General features: G+C 70.4%; 17 protein-coding genes. 15 read left to right on the plus strand and 2 right to left on the minus strand.

All coding sequences use genetic code 11. The annotated features are described in order from the left end of the window. A partial coding sequence (gene pdxS, locus JWN97_RS16585) for a pyridoxal 5'-phosphate synthase lyase subunit PdxS (RefSeq protein ID WP_297625099.1) occupies positions 1–805 on the plus strand: 805 nt, incomplete at its 5' end. Positions 806–827: 22 nt separating this feature from the next. Here the strand turns inward: pdxS and JWN97_RS16590 are convergent. Next, complete coding sequence (locus JWN97_RS16590) at positions 828–1,988, minus strand: serine hydrolase domain-containing protein (protein WP_297625103.1); 1,161 nt, start codon at positions 1,986–1,988, stop codon at positions 828–830. Between the two features lie 45 nt (positions 1,989–2,033). Here JWN97_RS16590 and pdxT point away from each other — a divergent pair, with 45 nt between their 5' ends. From pdxT to JWN97_RS16630, 8 genes are all read left to right on the plus strand, one after another. Next, positions 2,034–2,630 carry a pyridoxal 5'-phosphate synthase glutaminase subunit PdxT gene (gene pdxT, locus JWN97_RS16595; RefSeq protein WP_297625106.1) on the plus strand — a complete coding sequence of 199 codons (597 nt, stop codon included), beginning with the start codon at positions 2,034–2,036 and terminating at the stop codon, positions 2,628–2,630. Between the two features lie 48 nt (positions 2,631–2,678). Then, positions 2,679–3,452, plus strand: a complete 774-nt coding sequence (locus JWN97_RS16600) for a YebC/PmpR family DNA-binding transcriptional regulator (protein ID WP_297625109.1) — start codon at positions 2,679–2,681, stop codon at positions 3,450–3,452. A 237-nt stretch (positions 3,453–3,689) separates the two neighbouring features. Further along, positions 3,690–4,229 carry a crossover junction endodeoxyribonuclease RuvC gene (gene ruvC / locus JWN97_RS16605; protein WP_297625112.1) on the plus strand — a complete coding sequence of 180 codons (540 nt, stop codon included), beginning with the start codon at positions 3,690–3,692 and terminating at the stop codon, positions 4,227–4,229. Continuing rightward, positions 4,226–4,825 carry a Holliday junction branch migration protein RuvA gene (ruvA, locus tag JWN97_RS16610; protein WP_297625115.1) on the plus strand — a complete coding sequence of 200 codons (600 nt, stop codon included), beginning with the start codon at positions 4,226–4,228 and terminating at the stop codon, positions 4,823–4,825. Before ruvC ends, ruvA begins: the two co-directional genes overlap by 4 nt. 13 nt (positions 4,826–4,838) lie before the next feature. Further along, complete coding sequence (ruvB, locus tag JWN97_RS16615; protein WP_297625118.1) at positions 4,839–5,936, plus strand: Holliday junction branch migration DNA helicase RuvB; 1,098 nt, start codon at positions 4,839–4,841, stop codon at positions 5,934–5,936. Between the two features lie 67 nt (positions 5,937–6,003). Further along, positions 6,004–6,288, plus strand: coding sequence for a preprotein translocase subunit YajC (gene yajC, locus JWN97_RS16620; RefSeq protein WP_297625120.1), 285 nt, complete (start codon positions 6,004–6,006; stop codon positions 6,286–6,288). After that, the gene (locus JWN97_RS16625; protein WP_297625123.1) at positions 6,281–6,829 is read left to right on the plus strand and encodes an adenine phosphoribosyltransferase; all 549 of its coding nucleotides are present in this window, start codon (positions 6,281–6,283) and stop codon (positions 6,827–6,829) included. The genes yajC and JWN97_RS16625 overlap by 8 nt, the downstream gene beginning before the upstream one ends. A gap of 103 nt (positions 6,830–6,932) precedes the next feature. Then, positions 6,933–9,215 (plus strand): bifunctional (p)ppGpp synthetase/guanosine-3',5'-bis(diphosphate) 3'-pyrophosphohydrolase, encoded by a 2,283-nt coding sequence (locus JWN97_RS16630; protein WP_297625126.1) that lies wholly within the window; start codon positions 6,933–6,935, stop codon positions 9,213–9,215. Positions 9,216–9,480: 265 nt separating this feature from the next. Here the strand turns inward: JWN97_RS16630 and JWN97_RS16635 are convergent, their stop codons facing one another. After that, on the minus strand, positions 9,481–10,731 hold the full coding sequence (locus tag JWN97_RS16635; RefSeq protein ID WP_297625129.1) for a DUF349 domain-containing protein: 1,251 nt from the start codon (positions 10,729–10,731) through the stop codon (positions 9,481–9,483). Positions 10,732–10,847: 116 nt separating this feature from the next. On the opposite strand from JWN97_RS16635, the gene JWN97_RS16640 reads away from it, so the two are divergent. The 6 genes from JWN97_RS16640 to JWN97_RS16665 all read left to right on the plus strand — a co-directional run. Then, positions 10,848–11,522: an MBL fold metallo-hydrolase gene (locus JWN97_RS16640; protein WP_297625132.1), complete on the plus strand. Its 675-nt coding sequence runs from the start codon at positions 10,848–10,850 to the stop codon at positions 11,520–11,522. Next, positions 11,519–12,895: a histidine--tRNA ligase gene (gene hisS / locus JWN97_RS16645; RefSeq protein ID WP_297625135.1), complete on the plus strand. Its 1,377-nt coding sequence runs from the start codon at positions 11,519–11,521 to the stop codon at positions 12,893–12,895. The genes JWN97_RS16640 and hisS overlap by 4 nt, the downstream gene beginning before the upstream one ends. Then, on the plus strand, positions 12,892–14,697 hold the full coding sequence (gene aspS, locus JWN97_RS16650) for an aspartate--tRNA ligase (RefSeq protein ID WP_297625138.1): 1,806 nt from the start codon (positions 12,892–12,894) through the stop codon (positions 14,695–14,697). Before hisS ends, aspS begins: the two co-directional genes overlap by 4 nt. Before the next feature lie 203 nt (positions 14,698–14,900). Further along, the gene (locus JWN97_RS16655) at positions 14,901–15,893 is read left to right on the plus strand and encodes an ABC transporter permease (protein ID WP_297625141.1); all 993 of its coding nucleotides are present in this window, start codon (positions 14,901–14,903) and stop codon (positions 15,891–15,893) included. Positions 15,894–15,973: 80 nt separating this feature from the next. Beyond that, complete coding sequence (locus tag JWN97_RS16660; RefSeq protein ID WP_297625144.1) at positions 15,974–17,749, plus strand: ABC transporter substrate-binding protein; 1,776 nt, start codon at positions 15,974–15,976, stop codon at positions 17,747–17,749. Positions 17,750–17,919: 170 nt separating this feature from the next. After that, positions 17,920–18,636: ABC transporter permease (locus tag JWN97_RS16665; RefSeq protein ID WP_297625146.1), on the plus strand; the 717-nt coding region annotated here is incomplete at its 3' end.

Consider the following 18,636-nt stretch of genomic DNA (forward strand, 5'->3'; position numbering starts at 1 on the left):
CGCGGCGAAGGAGCTGCAGGCGCCCTACGAGCTCGTCGCCGAGGTCGCCGCCGCCGGCAAGCTGCCGGTCGTGCTGTTCACCGCGGGCGGCGTCGCCCGGATGAGCGACCCCGACATGATCGACGGCATCATCGAGGCGGTCTCGATCCCGGTGATGGCCAAGGCCCGCATCGGTCACTTCGTCGAGGCCCAGGTGCTGCAGTCGCTCGGCGTCGACTACATCGACGAGTCCGAGGTGCTGACCCCGGCCGACTACGCCAACCACATCGACAAGTGGCAGTTCACCGTGCCGTTCGTGTGCGGTGCCACCAACCTCGGTGAGGCGCTGCGCCGCATCACCGAGGGCGCGGCGATGATCCGCTCCAAGGGCGAGGCCGGCACCGGCGACGTCTCCAACGCGGTGATGCACATGCGCACCATCGGGGGCGAGCTGCGCCGCCTCCACGGCATGGCCGAGGACGAGCTCTACGTCGCGGCCAAGGAGCTGCAGGCGCCCTACGAGCTGGTCAAGGAGGTCGCCGCCGCGGGCAAGCTCCCGGTCGTCCTCTTCACCGCCGGCGGCATCGCCACCCCGGCCGACGCCGCGATGATGATGCAGCTCGGCGCCGAGGGCGTCTTCGTCGGCTCGGGCATCTTCAAGTCCGGCAACCCGGCCGAGCGTGCCGAGGCGATCGTCAAGGCCACCACCTTCCACGACGACCCCGACGTGGTCGCCAAGGTCTCCCGCGGGCTGGGTGAGGCCATGGTCGGCATCAACGTCGACGAGATCCCGCAGCCGCACCGCCTCTCCGAGCGCGGCTGGTAGTCAACAACCCTCAGCGCAACCCTCAGCGCAGCGCCTGCGTGAGCACGGTGGCTGCGTCGGCGAACCCGTAGCCCTCCTCGCCCGCCGGGGCGGGGAGGCCGAGGCGGATCACCATCGTCCTGGTGGACGGGTCCACGAGCAGGACCTGGCCCCCGAACCCGAGGGCGGCGTAGAGGTCGGCCGGCGCGAACGGCGCCAGCTGGCCGGTGACCTGCCGGAGCGGCTGGCCCTGCGCGTCCACCGCGTCGGTGGCGCCCCGCAGGCGCCCCGGCCGGTTGAGCCACCAGAGGTAGCCGTAGGCCGCGTTGTGCACCGTCGACGACCGGCCGACCGTGCGCCTGACGTAGCTCGTGGCGAGCAGGCGGGTGCCGTCGACCTTGCCGCGGCCGAGGTAGAGCGAGCCGAGGCGGGCCAGGTCCAGGCACGTGGTCTCCAGGCCGTAGAACACCGCCGCGTTGTCCGCGCGGTCGGTGATGAAGGTCGAGTGGCTCATGCCGAGGGGCTCGAACAGCCGCGTGCGGGCGAACCTCGCGACGGACATCCCGGTGGCCTTCACCAGCACCGGCTCGAGCACCTGGATCGCCGCGTTGTTGTAGGCCCACGCGCTGCCCGGGGCGTACTGCTGCGTCAGGCCGATCGCGTACTTCGTGCGGTTGCTTGCCGCCAGCAGATCGGCGTAGTCCGACTGCATCGACCAGACGCGCCCGCTGTCGTTGGAGATCAGGTTGCGCACGGTGACGGAGCCGGACGGCGTGCCGCGCCACTCGGGGACGTACGTCGCGACCGTGTCGTCGAGGCGAAGGTCGCCGTCGCGGATCGCGATGCCGACGAGCGTGCTCGTGACGGACTTGGTGATCGAGAAGACCGGGCGCGGCACGTCGCGCTCCAGGCGCCAGTTCCAGTCGCGGGCGAGCCTGCCGTTGCGCAGCACCGCGAAGCAGGTCGAGTCGAGTCCCTCGGCGATGGCGGCGCCCCGCTCCATCGCGCTGCCGCGCAGGCCGAGGCTGGACGGCGTACGGACCGGCCACCCCTCGATCGTCCGCGGACCCGTGCGGGGGGACGCCGCGTCGACCGCCGGGGCGGGTGCCGACGTCGCGGTGGACGCGCCACCGGCGGTGAGGGCCAGGCCCAGCAGGGCCGCGGAGAGCGCGCTCGACCGGGCACGTGATCGGGGAAGCCTCATGGGCCCTGAGCCTAGGGGGACCGCCCGGTCCTAGGATCGGCGTTCGTGACTCCCACCATCGGCGTCCTCGCCCTCCAGGGCGACGTGCGCGAGCACCTCGCCGCCCTGCGCTCGCTCGGGGCCGACGCGATCTCCGTACGCCGACCCGCCGAGCTCGCCGCCTGCGACGGCCTCGTCCTCCCGGGCGGGGAGTCGACCACGATGGTCAAGCTGGCGAGGATCTTCGACCTCCTCGAGCCGCTGCGCGAGGCCGTCCGCGGTGGACTGCCCGCCCTCGGGACGTGTGCCGGGATGATCCTGCTGGCCGACCGGATCGAGGACGGGGCCGTGGGCCAGGAGACGATCGGCGGGCTCCACATCACCGTGCGCCGCAACGCCTTCGGGCGTCAGGTCGACTCCTTCGAGGAGGACCTGCACCTCGACGGACTGGCCGACCCGGTCCGGGCCGTCTTCATCCGCGCGCCGTGGGTCGAGGCCGTCGACGACGACGTCGAGGTGCTGGCGCACGTCGAGTCCGGGCCCGCCGCGGGTAGGATCGTCGCGGTCCGTCAAGGCCCCCTGATGGCGACCTCGTTCCATCCCGAGGTCGGCAGCGACGACCGGGTCCACGGCATGTTCGTGGACCTGGTGCGCTCGGCCTGACCCGGACCGGCACTGCACGGCACCGCAACGACACTGATTGAGGGACTCATGTCAGGCCACTCCAAGTGGGCAACGACCAAGCACAAGAAGGCCGCGATCGACGCCAAGCGCGGCAAGCTCTTCGCCAAGCTGATCAAGAACATCGAGGTCGCGGCGAAGCAGGGCGGCGGCGACCCCGCCGGCAACCCGACGCTCTACGACGCGATCCAGAAGGCCAAGAAGAGCTCGGTCCCCAACAAGAACATCGACTCCGCGCTCAAGCGCGGCTCCGGCGCCGAGTCCGGCGGCATCGACTACAAGACGATCTCCTACGAGGTCTACGGCCCGCAGGGCGTCGCGATCCTCGTCGAGTGCCTCACCGACAACACCAACCGTGCCGCGATGGAGGTCCGCACCGCGGTCACCCGCAACGGCGGCACCATGGCCGACCCCGGCTCCGTCTCGCGCCTGTTCACCCGCAAGGGCGTCGTCGTGGTGCCGAAGTCCCAGGAGGACCGTGAGGTCACCGAGGACGACGTGCTCGAGGCGACCCTCGACGCCGGTGCCGAGGAGGTCAACGACCTCGAGGAGGCCTTCCAGGTGCAGAGCGAGGCCACCGACGTGGTCGCCGTACGCACCGCCCTCCAGGACGCCGGCATCGACTACGACTCCGCCGACGTGGAGTTCGTCGCCAGCCTCGAGATCCCGGTCGACGCCGACGGCGCCGGCAAGGTGATGCACCTCGTCGACGCGCTCGAGGACCTCGACGACGTCCAGGACGTCTTCACCAACGTCGACATCCCCGCGGACGTGCTCGCCGAGCTCGAGGCCGCCGACGCCTGAGCTCCCGTGGTGCTCCGTGCGATGGTGCTCCGTGTCGTGGTCTTCGTGCCGTGTCGCCAACTGACGAGTTGGCGCACCAACCGGTGAGTTGGCGGGCAGCCCCCGGTGAGTTGAGCGGGCGGCCCCCCGTCGGAAGCACCCCCACGCCGCGTGTCGTACGCCGTCGCGCCGGGGTCGCGGGTTAGCGTGGCCGCACGAACATGTGTTCGGACGGACCGGCTGGCGAGAGGTGGACACGTGCGGGTGCTCGGCATCGACCCCGGCCTGACACGCTGCGGCGTCGGCGTGGTCGACGGCAGCGTCGGCCGACCGCTGACGATGGTCGACGTGGGCGTCATCCGCACCAGCGCCTCGCTGCCGATCGCCGAGCGGCTGGTCACGATCGAGCGCGGCCTCGACGCCTGGATCGAGGAGCACCGGCCCGACGCCGTCGCCGTCGAGCGCGTCTTCGCCCGCTCCGACTCCAGCACCATCATGGGCACCGCGCAGGCCAGCGGGATCGCCCTCGTGGTCGCCGCCCGCCGCGGCCTGCCGATCGCCCTGCACACCCCCAGCGAGGTCAAGGCCGCCGTCTCCGGCAACGGTCGGGCCGACAAGGCCCAGGTGGGCGCCATGGTGGTCCGCATCCTGCGCCTGACCGAGCTGCCCAAGCCCGCCGACGCGGCCGACGCCCTCGCCCTGGCCATCACGCACGTGTGGCGTGGTGGCGCGCAGTCCCGGATCGACGCGGCGGTGGCCGCCACGCGTCGCCCCCCCACACCGATGAGGACCCGATGATCGCCTTCGTCCGCGGCGAGGTCGCCGCCGTCACGCTCACCAGCGCCGTGCTCGAGGTCGGGGGTGTCGGCCTGGAGCTGATGTGCACGCCCGGCACCCTCGCCACCCTGCGCGTCGGCCGCCAGGCGATGCTCCCGACGAGCATGGTGGTGCGCGAGGACAGCCTCACCGTCTTCGGATTCCTCGACGACGACGAGAAGCAGGTCTTCGAGATCGTGCAGACCGCCTCCGGCGTGGGCCCCAAGGTCGCGCAGGCGATCGTCGCGGTGATGAGCCCCGACGACGTACGCCGTGCCATCACGACCGAGGACGTGAAGGCGCTGACGCGGGTTCCCGGGATCGGCCAGAAGGGCGCGCAGCGGATCATCCTCGAGCTCAAGGACCGCATCGGTCCACCGGTCGGCGGCCACCACGCCCCGGCCACCGGTCCCGTCGGCGCCCCCTGGCGCGACCAGGTGCACCAGGGCCTCGTCGGCCTGGGCTGGTCGGCCAAGGAGTCCGAGCAGGCCGTCGAGGCCGTTGCCCCCGACGCCGGTGAGATGCCCGACGTCGGCGCCCTGCTGCGCGCGGCCCTCCGCACGCTGAGCAAGGCGTGAGCGGGGGCGTGCGATGAACTGGGACGACGACGCGGACACCGACCTGGACGACGACCTCACGCAGGCCGAGCTCACCCACCTGCAGCGACTCACCGACGCCGACGCGGACGGTGACGACCGTGCGGTGGAGGCGGCGCTGCGCCCCAAGACGCTCGACGAGGTCATCGGCCAGGGACGCGTGCGCGACCAGCTGGGGCTGGTCCTCGAGGCCGCCCGCCGCCGGGGCCGCGCACCCGACCACGTCCTGCTGTCCGGTCCGCCCGGGCTCGGCAAGACCACGCTGGCGATGATCATCGCCGCCGAGATGAGCACGCCGCTGCGGCTCACCAGCGGCCCGGCGATCACCCACGCCGGCGACCTCGCCGCCATCCTCTCCGGCCTCAACGAGGGCGACGTCCTCTTCGTCGACGAGATCCACCGGATGTCGCGACCGGCCGAGGAGATGCTCTACATGGCCATGGAGGACTTCCGGGTCGACGTGGTCATCGGCAAGGGCCCGGGCGCGACGGCGATCCCGCTGGAGATCCCGTCGTTCACGCTCGTCGGCGCCACCACCCGCGCGGGGCTGCTGCCCGGGCCGCTGCGCGACCGCTTCGGCTTCACCGCGCACCTCGAGTTCTACGAGCCCCACGAGCTCGACCAGATCGTGCACCGCTCCGCCGGCCTGCTCGACGTGCACCTGACCGCCGAGGGGTCCAGCGAGATCGCGTCGCGCTCGCGCGGCACCCCGCGCATCGCCAACCGGCTGCTGCGCCGGGTCCGTGACTACGCCCAGGTCCGCGCCGACGGCGTCCTGACCCTGCCGGTGGCCCGGGCCGCGCTGGAGATGTTCGAGGTCGACGAGTCCGGTCTCGACCGCCTCGACCGCGGTGTCCTCGACGCGCTGTGCCGCCGCTTCGGTGGGGGACCGGTCGGCATCTCGACCCTCGCGGTCGCCGTGGGCGAGGAGCGCGAGACGGTCGAGGAGGTCGCCGAGCCGTTCCTGGTCCGCACCGGCCTGCTCGCGCGCACCCCGCGCGGCCGCGTCGCGACGCCCGCCGCGTGGCAGCACCTCGGGCTCACCCCGCCCACGCTGCCGACGGTCGACTCCGCCCTCTTCGACGACCTCTGAGGGGTCGCGGGGCTCCGCGTAGACTCCACGGGCTCACGCACCCCACGATCCCAGGAGAGCCCCGACCGTGAACGATCTCGCCGCACTACTGCCCCTGGCCGCCATCCTGGCCCTGTTCTGGTTCATGGTGATCCGCCCCCAGCAGCGCCGGCAGAAGGAGGTCGTCTCCCTGCAGAACAGCATCCAGGTCGGCCAGCGCGTGATGATGTCCGCCGGTGTCTTCGGCACGATCACCTCGATCACCGACGACCGCGCCCGGCTCGAGATCGCGCCCGGCACCGAGATCGAGATCGCGCGCGCCGCGATCGCCAAGGTCGACGCGCCCGCCACGGGCGAGGTCGAGGATGCCTGATCGACGTACGGCGCAGGAGGCGCTCACCCGCCTCACCGTCGACGTCCCCGACTGGCCCGAGAAGGGCGTGACCTTCAAGGACATCACGCCGGTCCTCGCCGACCACCAGGCCTTCTCGGCGATCATCACCGCCCTCGCGGCCGCCGGTCGCGACGACCACGGCAACGTCGTGGTCGACAAGGTCGTCGGCATGGAGGCCCGCGGCTTCATCCTGGCCGCCCCGGTCGCGCTCGCCCTCGGGATCGGCTTCGTGCCGGTGCGCAAGGCCGGCAAGCTGCCGCGCGCGGCACATGCGGTCTCCTACTCCCTCGAGTACGGCGAGGCCACCCTCGAGGTCCACCGCGACGGCATCGCCCCCGGCGAGCGCGTGCTGCTGGTCGACGACGTCCTCGCGACCGGCGGCACCGTCGCCGCGACGCGCCGGCTGATCGAGGCCTGTGGCGGCATCGCGACGGGTGCCGCGGTCCTGATGGAGCTCGGCTTCCTCGACCCCCGCGCGGTCACCGGCGACCTCCCGATCTCCACGCTGCTGACCATCTGACCCGACGCCGACCCGACGCTGACCGAGGCGGCCCCGACGCCGACGCCGTCGCCAGGTCGGCGTCGGCGTACGTCGGTGCCCGTGACCTCACTAGACTGGGGAGATGGCAGAGGAGCAGGTGCCCGCACAGGAGGCCAAGGCGCCCCTGACCGCGCGCGGCATGCGCGCCCGCCTCGCCCGTGTCGGCACGCGCCCGCCGTCGTCCAACCCGGTCCTCGAGCCACTGTTCCGGGCGGTGCGCGCCAACCACCCCAAGGCAGACCTCGCCCTGCTCGAGCGGGCCTACGCCGTCGCCGACAAGTGGCACACCGGTCAGATGCGCAAGAGCGGCGACCCCTACATCACCCACCCGCTCGCGGTGACCACGATCCTGGCCGACATCGGCATGACCGAGCCGACGCTGGTCGCCGCGCTGCTCCACGACACCGTCGAGGACACGCCCTACACGCTCGACGAGCTGCGCGCCGACTTCGGCGACGAGGTGGCCGTCCTCGTCGACGGCGTGACCAAGCTCGACAAGGTGCAGTACGGCGCCTCGGCGCAGGCCGAGACGATCCGCAAGATGATCGTGGCGATGTCGCGCGACATCCGCGTCCTCGTGATCAAGCTGGCCGACCGCCTCCACAACATGCGCACCCTGCGCTACGTCCCGGCCGCCTCGCAGGAGCGCTCGTCGCGCGAGACGCTCGACATCTACGCGCCGCTCGCGCACCGCCTCGGCATGAACACGCTGAAGTGGGAGCTCGAGGACCTGGCCTTCGCCACGCTGCACCCCAAGATCTACGACGAGATCGTGCGGATGGTGGCCGAGCGCTCACCGTCGCGCGACCAGTTCCTCGCCGAGGTGGTCGCCGACATCGAGCAGGACCTCAAGGCCTCGCGGATCAACGCCAAGGTCACCGGTCGCCCCAAGCACTACTACTCGATCTACCAGAAGATGATCGTCGGCGGTCGCGACTTCTCCGACATCTACGACCTGGTCGGCATCCGGATCCTCGTCGACGAGGACCGCGACTGCTACAGCGCGCTCGGCGTCATCCACTCGCGGTGGAACCCCGTGCTGGGGCGCTTCAAGGACTACGTCGCGATGCCGAAGTTCAACATGTACCAGTCGCTCCACACCACCGTCATCGGGCCGCAGGGCAAGCCGGTCGAGGTGCAGATCCGCACCTTCGCCCAGCACCGTCGCGCCGAGTACGGCGTCGCCGCGCACTGGAAGTACAAGGAGAACACCAAGGACGGCGTCGACACCGACCGCCTCGGTGACCGCGACGACCTCACCTGGCTGCGCCAGCTCCTCGACTGGCAGAGCGAGGTCGACGACCCCGGCGAGTTCCTGGAGTCGCTGCGCTTCGAGATGAACCAGCAGCAGGTCTACGTCTTCACCCCGCGCGGCGACGTGATCCCGCTGCCGATGGGCTCGACCCCGGTCGACTTCGCCTACGCCGTCCACACCGAGGTCGGCCACCACACGATCGGGTCGCGGGTCAACGGCCGCCTGGTGCCCCTGGAGTCCACGCTCGACAACGGCGACGTGGTGGAGGTCTTCACCTCCAAGTCGCCGACCTCCGGCCCGTCGCGCGACTGGCTCAACTTCGTCCAGTCACCGCGCGCCCGCTCCAAGATCCGTCAGTGGTTCACCAAGGAGCGGCGTGAGGAGGCGATCGAGCACGGCAAGGACCAGATCGCCAAGCTGATGCGCAAGGAGGGCCTGCCCCTCACCCGGCTGATGACGCACGACGTGCTGTCGCTGGTCGCCGAGCACTTCCACCACGCCGACGTCTCGGCCCTCTACGCCGCGGTCGGGGAGGGCAACCTCAGCGCCCAGGCCGTCGTACGACGCGTCATCGACCTGCACGGCGGCAACGACGGTGCGGCCGAGGACCTCTCCGAGGGCGTCACCATCACCGGGCGCCCGCGTGCCAAGCGCGCCCCCACCGACTCCGGCGTGATCGTCAAGGGCGTGGACGACCTCTGGGTCAAGCTCGCCAAGTGCTGCACCCCCGTGCCGCCGGACCCGATCCTCGGCTTCGTCACCAAGGGCGGGGGAGTGTCGGTCCACCGGCGCGACTGCACCAACGCCTCCAGCCTGCTCGGCCAGCCCGAGCGCGTCCTCGACGTCGAGTGGGCGCCGACCTCGCAGTCGACCTTCCTGGTCAACATCCAGGTCGAGGCCCTCGACCGCGCGCGGCTGCTCTCCGACATCACCATGGCGCTCTCCGACACCCACGTGAACATCCTCAGCGCCACGCTCTCCACCACTCGTGACCGCGTGGCCAAGAGCCGCTTCTCCTTCGAGATGGCCGACGCGGCCCACCTCGACGGCGTGCTGCGTGCCGTGCGCGCCGTGCCGGGCGTCTTCGACGCCTACCGCGTCACCGCCTGACCTGTCGCGAGTGCGCAGCGACACCCCGCCGAGCTGACGCTTGTGCGCACACGACCCCCGCCGAGCTGGCGCTTGTGCGCACACGACCCCCGCCGAGCTGACGCTTGTGCGCACACAACCCCCGCCGAGCTGACGCTTGTGCACAAACGCTGCGGGCACACGCGTCAGCTCGGCACCGCCGGCGCGTGCACACGCGTCAGCTCGGCACCGTCGGCGCGTGCACACGCGTCAGCTCGGCACCGCCGGCGCGTGCACAAGCGTCAGGTCAGCTGAAGTCTGCGGCGGCCTTGCGCGCCATGTCGAGGAACGCCTGCTTGTTGGCGAGCTCGCTCTCGAGGTCCTTGGCCTTGCGGGTGTCTCCGGCCGCGGTGGCCTTGTCGAGCTTGGCCTGGGCCTCGGCGATGCCGGCCTCGAGCTTGCCGATCATGTCGTCGGCGCGGGCCGACTTCTCGGGGTCGCTGCGGCTCCACTGGTCCTCCTCGACCGCGCGGATGGCCTGCTCGACCTTGCGCATGCGGGCCTCGAGGTCCTTCATCCGGTCGCGCGGCACCTTGCCGGCGGCGTCCCAGCGGTCCGCCAGGTCGCGGAAGGTCCTCTTGGCCGTGTCGAGGTCGGTGACCGGCACGAGCGCCTCGGCCTCGACCAGGATCTGGTCCTTGACGTCCGCGTTGGCGGCGAACTCCTCGTCGAGGGCGGCGTTGGCGGCGTCGCGGGCGCCGAAGAAGGCGTCCTGGGCACCGCGGAAGCGTTGCCAGAGCTTGTCGTCGACGTCGCGCGGCGCGGGGCCTGCGGCCTTCCAGTCGCGCATCAGGTCGCGGTAGCGGCCCGCCGTCGGACCCCACTCGGTCGACGTGGCCAGCGCCTCGGCCTCGGTGGCCAGGCGCTCCTTGATGACGCGGGCCCCGTCGCGGCGCTCGTGCTCCTCGGAGAAGTGCGCCTTGCGGTGGCGGGTGTACGTCGTCCGCGCGGTGGAGAAGCGGCGCCACAGCGCGTCGTCGGTGGCGCGGTCGAGGCGGGGGAGCTCCTTCCACGTCGCGAGGAGCTCGCGCAGCCGGTTGGCGCCGTTGCGCCAGTCGGTGCCCTCGGCGAGGCGCTCGGCCTCGGTGACGAGCTTCTCCTTCGCGGCCTTGGACTCCGCGCTCTTCTGGGCTCGCTCCTCCTTGCGCGCGGCACGCTGCACCGCGACCACGGGGCCGAGCGCGTCCAGCCGGGCCGCCAGGGAGACCAGGTCGCCGACCGCGTGGGCGTCCACGACCTGCTCGCGCAGTGCCTTGACCGACGAGATGGCCTCCTCGGGGGCCAGGCGGCCCGACGCCACGCGCTGCTCGAGCAGGCGGACCTTGCCCTCCAGCTCGTCGAAACGCTTGGTGAAGAACTCCAGGGCCTCGTCCGGCGTGCCGGCTTCGTAGGACCCGACGGATCGTTCCCCATCGGCGGTGCGGACATAGACGGTGCCGTCCTCGGCCACCCGACCCCAGGGGGCCGAGTCGTCTCGGGACTGCTTGTCGGAGCTCATGGTCGCCCATCGTAGTCATGCTCCGGAGCGCCCTCGGTAGGCTTCCCGCCAGAGACGAGACGGCCGATCACCCGACTCGCAGAACTGACCCGCGAGACAAGCAAGGACTGACGCCTGTGTTCATCGCTGGCTTCCCCGCCGGACCCTGGGGGACCAACTGCTACGTCGTGGCGACGGGTCCCGGCGCGGAGTGCGTGGTCATCGACCCCGGCAAGGACGCCGCCGCGGGCGTCGACCAGGTCGTGCGTGAGCACCGACTCAAGCCCGTCAGCGTCCTGGTCACCCACGGGCACGTCGACCACATGTGGTGCGTCGCCCCGGTCGCCGGCACCTACGACGCCACCGCCTGGATCCACCCGGCCGACCGCCACCTGCTCAGCGACCCGATGGCCGGGATGAGCCGCGAGACGACCCAGATGCTGCTCGGCGGCGACTACTCGTGGGCCGAGCCCGACGACGTGCGCGAGCTCGCCGACCTCGCCGAGCTCGAGCTCGCCGGGCTGAGGTTCGTCGTCGACCACACGCCGGGGCACACCGAGGGCTCGGTGACCTTCCGTACGCCGCACGCGCAGCAGGACGTGTCGGAGGTGATGTTCTCCGGCGACCTGCTCTTCGCAGGCTCCATCGGCCGCACCGACCTCCCGGGCGGCGACCACGCCAAGATGCTGCGGAGCCTGGCCGACAAGGTGCTGCCGCTGGCCGACGACATCGTCGTCCTGCCGGGCCACGGCGAGCAGACCTCGATCGGCCGCGAGCGCGCCACCAACCCCTATCTCCAGGACCTCCCATGAGCAAGATCAGCCCGCTGAGCGGGTTCCCCGAGCTGCTGCCTGCGCAGCGGGCGGTCGAGCGCGAGGTCATCGCGTCGCTGTCGGACACCTTCGAGCTCCACGGGTTCGCCAACATCGAGACGCGGGTCGTCGAGCCCATCGACCGCCTCGCCAAGGGCGGTGAGGTCGACAAGGAGATCTACGTCCTCCAGCGGATCGCGGCCGAGCCCGATGCGAAGGCCGAGCTCGGGCTGCACTTCGACCTGACCGTGCCCTTCGCCCGCTACGTCCTCGAGCACGCCGGGCACCTGGAGTTCCCGTTCCGGCGCTTCCAGGTCCAGCCGGCCTGGCGCGGCGAGCGCCCGCAGGAGGGGCGCTACCGGCAGTTCACCCAGGCCGACGTCGACATCGTCGGTCGCGACGAGCTGCCGTTCCACCACGACGTCGAGGTGATGGCTGTGATGGTCGACGCCCTCGGCCGGCTGCCGATCCCGCGCGTGTCGTTCCAGTTCAACAACCGCAAGCTCATCCAGGGCTTCTACCGCGGCCTGGGCATCGCCGACGTCACCGACGCGATCCGGGTCATCGACAAGCTCGACAAGCTCCCGGCCGAGGAGGTCGCGCGGATGCTGGTCGAGCGGGTCGGCACGACGCCGGAGCAGGCACAGCGGTGCCTGGAGCTGGCCACCATCCGGGTCGCCGACTCCTCCCTCGTCGAGCGGGTCCGCGCGCTGGGCGTCACCGACGAGCTGCTCGACCAGGGGCTCGAGGAGCTGGCGGCGGTCGTCGAGGGCTGCCGTGCCGTCGCCGGTGACCGCGTCGACGTCGAGGCCAACCTGCGCATCGCCCGCGGCCTCGACTACTACACCGGCACCGTCGTGGAGATCTTCATGGAGGGCTACGAGCGGCTGAAGTCCGTCGGCGGGGGAGGGCGCTACGACGCCCTCGCCAGCGACGGCCGGACGACCTACCCGGGCGTCGGGGTGTCCTTCGGCGTCTCCCGCACGCTCATCCCGCTGATCACCGACGGCGTCCTGTCGGGCAGCCGGCCGGTGCCGAGCGTCGCGCTGGTCGCCCTCAACACCGAGGACGAACGCGGCACCAGCACCGCGGTCGCCGGGGCCCTGCGCACCCGGGGCATCGCCTGCGAGGTCGCTCCGTCACCCGCCAAGTTCGGCAAGCAGATCCGCTTCGCCGAGCGGCGCGGCATCCCCTTCGTCTGGTTCGTCCAGGCCGACGGCACGCACCAGGTCAAGGACATCCGCAGCGGCGAGCAGGTCGACGCCGACCCGGCCACGTGGGCCCCACCCGAGGTCGACCTCCGGCCCCGCATCAGCAGCACCGCCACCAGCACGAACACCAGCACCCCCAGTGAACTCGAGGAGAACCAGTGATCCGCACCCATGACGCCGGCGCCCTGCGCGCCGAGCACGTCGGCCAGACCGTCACGCTCGCCGGGTGGGTGGCGAGGCGGCGCGACCACGGCGGCGTCGCGTTCCTGGACCTTCGCGAGGCGAGCGGCATCGTCCAGGTCGTCGTACGCGACGAGGCGGTCGCGCACAGTCTCCGCAGCGAGTACTGCCTCAAGGTGACCGGTGAGGTCGTGGCCCGCAAGGCCGGCAACGAGAACCCCAACCTGGCCACCGGCGAGATCGAGGTCGTCGCCCTCCCCGGCGAGGCCGGCGTCGAGGTGCTCTCCAGCTCCGACCCGCTGCCCTTCCCGATCGACGACGCGTCCGGCCACAAGGGCGGCGAGGTGGGCGAGGAGGCACGCCTCAAGCACCGTTACCTCGACCTGCGCCGCTCCGGCCCCAACGCCGCCCTCCGCCTGCGCAGCAAGATCAACAAGGCGGCCCGCGACGTGCTCGACGAGCGCGACTTCGTCGAGATCGAGACGCCCACCCTCACCCGGTCGACGCCCGAGGGCGCCCGCGACTTCCTGGTGCCCGCCCGCCTGGCGCCGGGCAGCTGGTACGCCCTGCCGCAGAGCCCGCAGCTGTTCAAGCAGCTGCTGATGGTCGGCGGCATGGAGCGCTACTACCAGATCGCGCGCTGCTACCGAGACGAGGACTTCCGCGCCGACCGGCAGCCCGAGTTCACCCAGCTCGACATCGAGATGAGCTTCGTGGACCAGGAGGACGTCATCACCCTGATGGAGGACGTCCTGGAGGCCATGTGGGCCCAGGCCGGCCACACCATCGAGCGTCCGCTGCCGCGGATGACGTACGCCGACGCGATGGCGCGCTTCGGCTCCGACAAGCCCGACCTCCGGATGGGCCTCGAGCTCGTCGACTGCACCGACTACTTCGCCGAGACCACCTTCCGGGTCTTCCAGGCGCCCTACGTCGGTGCCGTCGTGATGCCGGGTGGTGGCAGCCAGCCGCGCCGGCAGTTCGACGCGTGGCAGGACTGGGCCAAGCAGCGCGGCGCAAAGGGCCTGGCGTACGTCACCGTCGCCGAGGACGGCGAGCTGGGCGGCCCGGTCGCGAAGAACCTCACCGACGCCGAGCGCGAGGGCCTCGCCGCCCACGTCGGCGCGCAGCCGGGCGACTGCATCTTCTTCGCCGCCGGACCGGCCAAGAGCAGCCGGGCGCTGCTCGGCGCCGCGCGGCTGGAGATCGGCCGTCGCGGCGGGATGCTCGACGACTCGACCTTCGCGTTCACCTGGGTCGTCGATGCGCCGCTGTTCGAGCCGAGCTCGGACGCGGTCGCCAGCGGCGACGTCGCGGTCGGTGCGGGCGCCTGGACGGCCGTGCACCACGCCTTCACCAGCCCGAAGCCGGAGTTCGTCGACACCTTCGACACCGACCCCGGCAGCGCCCTGGCCTACGCCTACGACATCGTCTGCAACGGCAACGAGCTCGGCGGCGGGTCCATCCGTATCCACCGCGGTGACATCCAGAAGCGCGTGTTCGCGGTGATGGGCCTCAGCGAGGCGGAGGCGCAGGAGAAGTTCGGCTTCCTGCTCGACGCCTTCAAGTTCGGCGCGCCCCCGCACGGCGGCATCGCCGTGGGCATGGACCGCATCGTCGCGCTGCTCGCCGGCACCGACTCGATCCGCGACGTGATCGCGTTCCCGAAGTCCGGCGGGGGCTACGACCCGCTCACCGGGGCCCCCGCGCCCATCACGCCGGAGCAGCGAAAGGAAGCCGGTGTGGACGCCTTGCCCTTGAAGGACGTCCCGCCCACGGAGTGATCTCCGGGAGGTTTCACACCGCTGCCGGGCGAAAGCGTCGTGACGAGATCGTTACGCGCCGGTGGTCGTCCGTGCGGCGCGGGTCACATAGAGTCCCGTTTCGGCGCAGCCCCCGGGGGACCCCTGGAATGCGCCCGGAACATCCCGAACCAGATAGGGAGAGCATGTCGGCAGAAACCGCAGGGCCGGAGACGTTGGGCTCGTTGACAGACGAGCCGCAGCAGGACCCCAACAGCCAAGAGGCCAAGGAGATCTCCGGCAAGTCGCCGCTGCGGATCGCCCTCGGCCGGTTGGCCCACGACAAGATCGCCGTCATCTGCGCGCTCGTCGTCCTCTTCTTCATCATCTGCGCGGTCTTCGCCGGTCCGATCAGCAAGCTCTTCGGTGTCTCGCTGGAGACCGGCCTCGCCAGCCAGTACGTCGACGGCCTCAACAAGGGACTCCCCAAGCCGGAGATGGGCCCGCCCAACGGTCCGTTCACGTGGGACCACCCGATGGGTGTCGCCCCCCGCACGGGTGAGGACAACCTGGCCTACTGGCTCTACGGCTGCCGCGTCTCGCTGCTGATCGCGACCACCGCGACCATCTTCGCGAGCCTCGTCGGCGTCGTCATCGGCCTGCTCGCCGGCTTCCTCGGCGGTGCGGTCGACAAGGTGCTGTCGTTCTTCATCGACATGTTCCTGACGATCCCGTTCCTGCTGGCCGCGCTGACGATGGCGCCGATCCTCAACGACCGGTTCAACACGAGCGACAACTACTCGATGATCCAGAAGGTCAGCCTCGTGCTGGTGCTGTCGATCTTCGGGTGGATGGGCACCGCGCGCCTGATCCGCGGCGAGGTGATCACGCTGCGCGAGCGCGAGTTCGTCCAGGCGGCCCGCGTGATGGGCATGCCGACCTCGCGCATCCTGTTCAAGGAGCTGCTGCCCAACCTGGCCGCACCGATCATCATCAGCGTCTCGCTGATGCTGCCGACCTTCGTGGCGCTCGAGGCCGGCCTCGCCTTCCTCGGCATCGGTGTCACCGACGGCGTCTCGTGGGGCCAGACGATCCTCAAGGCGACCAACCTGACCTTCTTCCGCGAGTACCCGCAATACCTGTGGCAGCCGTTGCTCGGCATCGTCGCGCTGGTGCTCTCCCTCAACCTCTTGGGCGACGCGGTCCGCGACGCCCTCGACCCCAAGACCCGACGCTGAGCCAGATCTCGGTCGAAGGTTCCATGCACGTCGCCGGAGACGCCGTCCTCGGTGAGAACAAAAAAGAAAGGCTGGACAGCATGAAGCGGAACAAGCCGCTTGCACTCGTTGCTGGTGCCGCTCTCCTGACCCTCGCTGCATGTGGCGGCGGGTCGTCGGACGACGGTGGCACCAGCGGAGGCACGGAGAGGGAGTTCGGCGACCAGACCGGTGGCACCAAGGACGCTGAGCGTCAGGGCCCCGCTGCCGAAGTCCCCGACGCCACTGCCGGAGGCACCATCACGGTGTACCTGCCGGGCGACCCTGGCCCCGACTCGCTCGACCCGACCGCTGGGTGGTCCGTCACGGGCAACTCCATCCAGCAGGCGCTCACGAGCCGCTCGCTGACCCAGTACGTCCGCGACGAGGAGACCGGCGACCCCGTCCTGGTCCCCGACCTCGCGACCGACCTGGGCACGGCCAACGACGACTACACCGAGTGGACCTTCACCATTCGCGACGACGCCACGTGGGAGGACGGTCAGCCCGTCACCGCCGAAGAGGTCGCGTTCGGCATCTGCCGCTCGCTCGACTCCGAGGCGTTCCCGTCGGGTCCCGGCACCGAGTACTCCAAGACGTACTTCGACGGCGCCGCGGACTACGAGGGTCCCTACACCGGCAAGGACCCCAAGTGCGAGAAGTGGTCCGGCGTCACGGTCGACGGCCAGGACATCACCATCAAGATGGCCAAGCCGTTCCCGGACATGGACTACTGGGGCGCCTTCATGGCGATGGGCCCGGCCCCGCTCGGCAACGCTTCCAAGCCGCCGAACTACGGCACCAAGCCCCTGGCCAACGGCCCCTACAAGGTCGACAGCTACAAGCCCAACGAGGAGCTGGTCCTGGTCAAGAACGACCAGTGGTCCGCTGACTCCGACCCGGGCCGTCACCAGTACGCCGACGAGTTCGTCTTCAAGTTCAACCAGGACCAGGCCAAGGTCGACGAGATCATGCTGTCGGACAACTCCGACAGCCAGACCGCCGTCGCGACCGGTCTCGGCTCGGACAAGTACGCCGACGCCAACGGCCAGCTGGGCGAGCGCCTGGTGCAGCAGACGTCGCAGTGTGTCTCCACGCTGACGCCTGACTACGACAAGATCACCGACATCAACGTCCGCAAGGCCCTGGCCTACGCCTACCCCTACGAGGACGTCTGGATCGCCGGCGGCGAGGTTCCGGGTGTGACCCGCATCCCCGCCAACTCGGTGATGCCCCCCGGCATGGCGGGCAAGAAGGAGTTCCAGGTCGACGGTGAGCAGATCACCTACGACCCGGAGAAGTCGAAGGAGCTCCTCGCCGAGGCCGGCTACGGCGACAAGCCGTACGAGATCACGATGGTCTACTACGAGGTCGACCCGCTGGCCAAGGCCACCCAGGACCAGATCACCAAGGGCTTCGAGGCCGGCGGTTTCTCGGTCAAGGCCATCCCGGTCCAGGAGTCGCCCTACAACATCTGGCTCGACCCCGACAACAAGGTCAACAAGACCCTCAACCTCCGTGGCGTCAACTGGTGCTCGGACTGGCCCGCCGGTTCGACCATGATCCCGCCGCTGCTGAAGACCGACGCTGTCTACAACACCGCGTACTTCTCCGAGTCCACCGTGGACGACGAGATGGACAACATCGCCACCCTTCCGCTCGATGAGCAGGGCGACGCGTGGGGTGCGCTGGACGAGAAGATCATGACGGAGTACTTCCCGATCATCCCGACCGCGTTCCGCAACGACCTGTTCGTCTTCGGCACGAAGATCGGCAACCCGACGGGCGATGGCTCGATCGGTGCGCCGAACTACAAGGACCTGTTCGTCATGCAGTGATCCTGGTGCCCACCGGTCCTCGTGGCCGGGAGCATCACGTAGTACCCAGTAGCAACCACTGACGGGTGGGGGCTCCCTGATCGGGGAGCCCCCACTCGGCAGCCCGGACTCGAGCGAGGCTGTCCGCCTCGGGGGTCCGACTCATCCACCATCCCCGGAGAGTGACTGCGATGTTCGCGTATGTCGTGAAGCGGCTGATCTCGGGAGTCCTCGTCGTGACGTTGGTCTCGATGGCGATCTTCCTGCTGTTCTGGTACGGCCCCTCGAGCCCTGCCCAACCCATCTGTGACCGTGAGACCAGCAACCGCTGCACGCAGGCGAAGCTGGCGATCTACGAGAAGACGTTGGGCTACGACAACCCCGTCTACGAGGAGTACGGCAAGTTCGTCAAGGGTGTGTTCGTCGGCCGTACGCTCACCATCGCCTCGAACGACTATGCGTGCGACGCCCCCTGCCTGGGCGTCAGCTTCCGCACCAAGCAGCCGGTCAAGGAGGAGCTGGCCTCGCGCATCCCCGCGACCTTCTCCATCGCCATCGGCGGTGCCTTCCTCTACCTGCTCTTCGGAGTCCCCATCGGCGTCGCCGCGGCGCGACGGCGAGGCTCCGTGGCCGACAAGGCCCTGGTCTCGAGCTTCCTGTTCATCAGCTCGATCCCCTACTACCTCTTCGCGCTGCTGACGTGGCTCTACCTCACGATCACGTTCGAGGTCCCGCTCTTCAGCGACACCGGATACTTCCCGATCACCCAGGACGGACCGTTCAAGTGGTTCAGCGGGCTGTTCCTGGCCTGGGTCGCGCTCGGCATCTTCGGCTGCACGCAGTACACGCGGTTCACCCGCGGCGCGATAGTCGAGGCGCTCAGCGAGGACTACATCCGCACGGCCAAG

The sequence above is a fragment of the Nocardioides sp. genome, from assembly GCF_025965415.1.
Taxonomy (GTDB): domain Bacteria; phylum Actinomycetota; class Actinomycetes; order Propionibacteriales; family Nocardioidaceae; genus Nocardioides.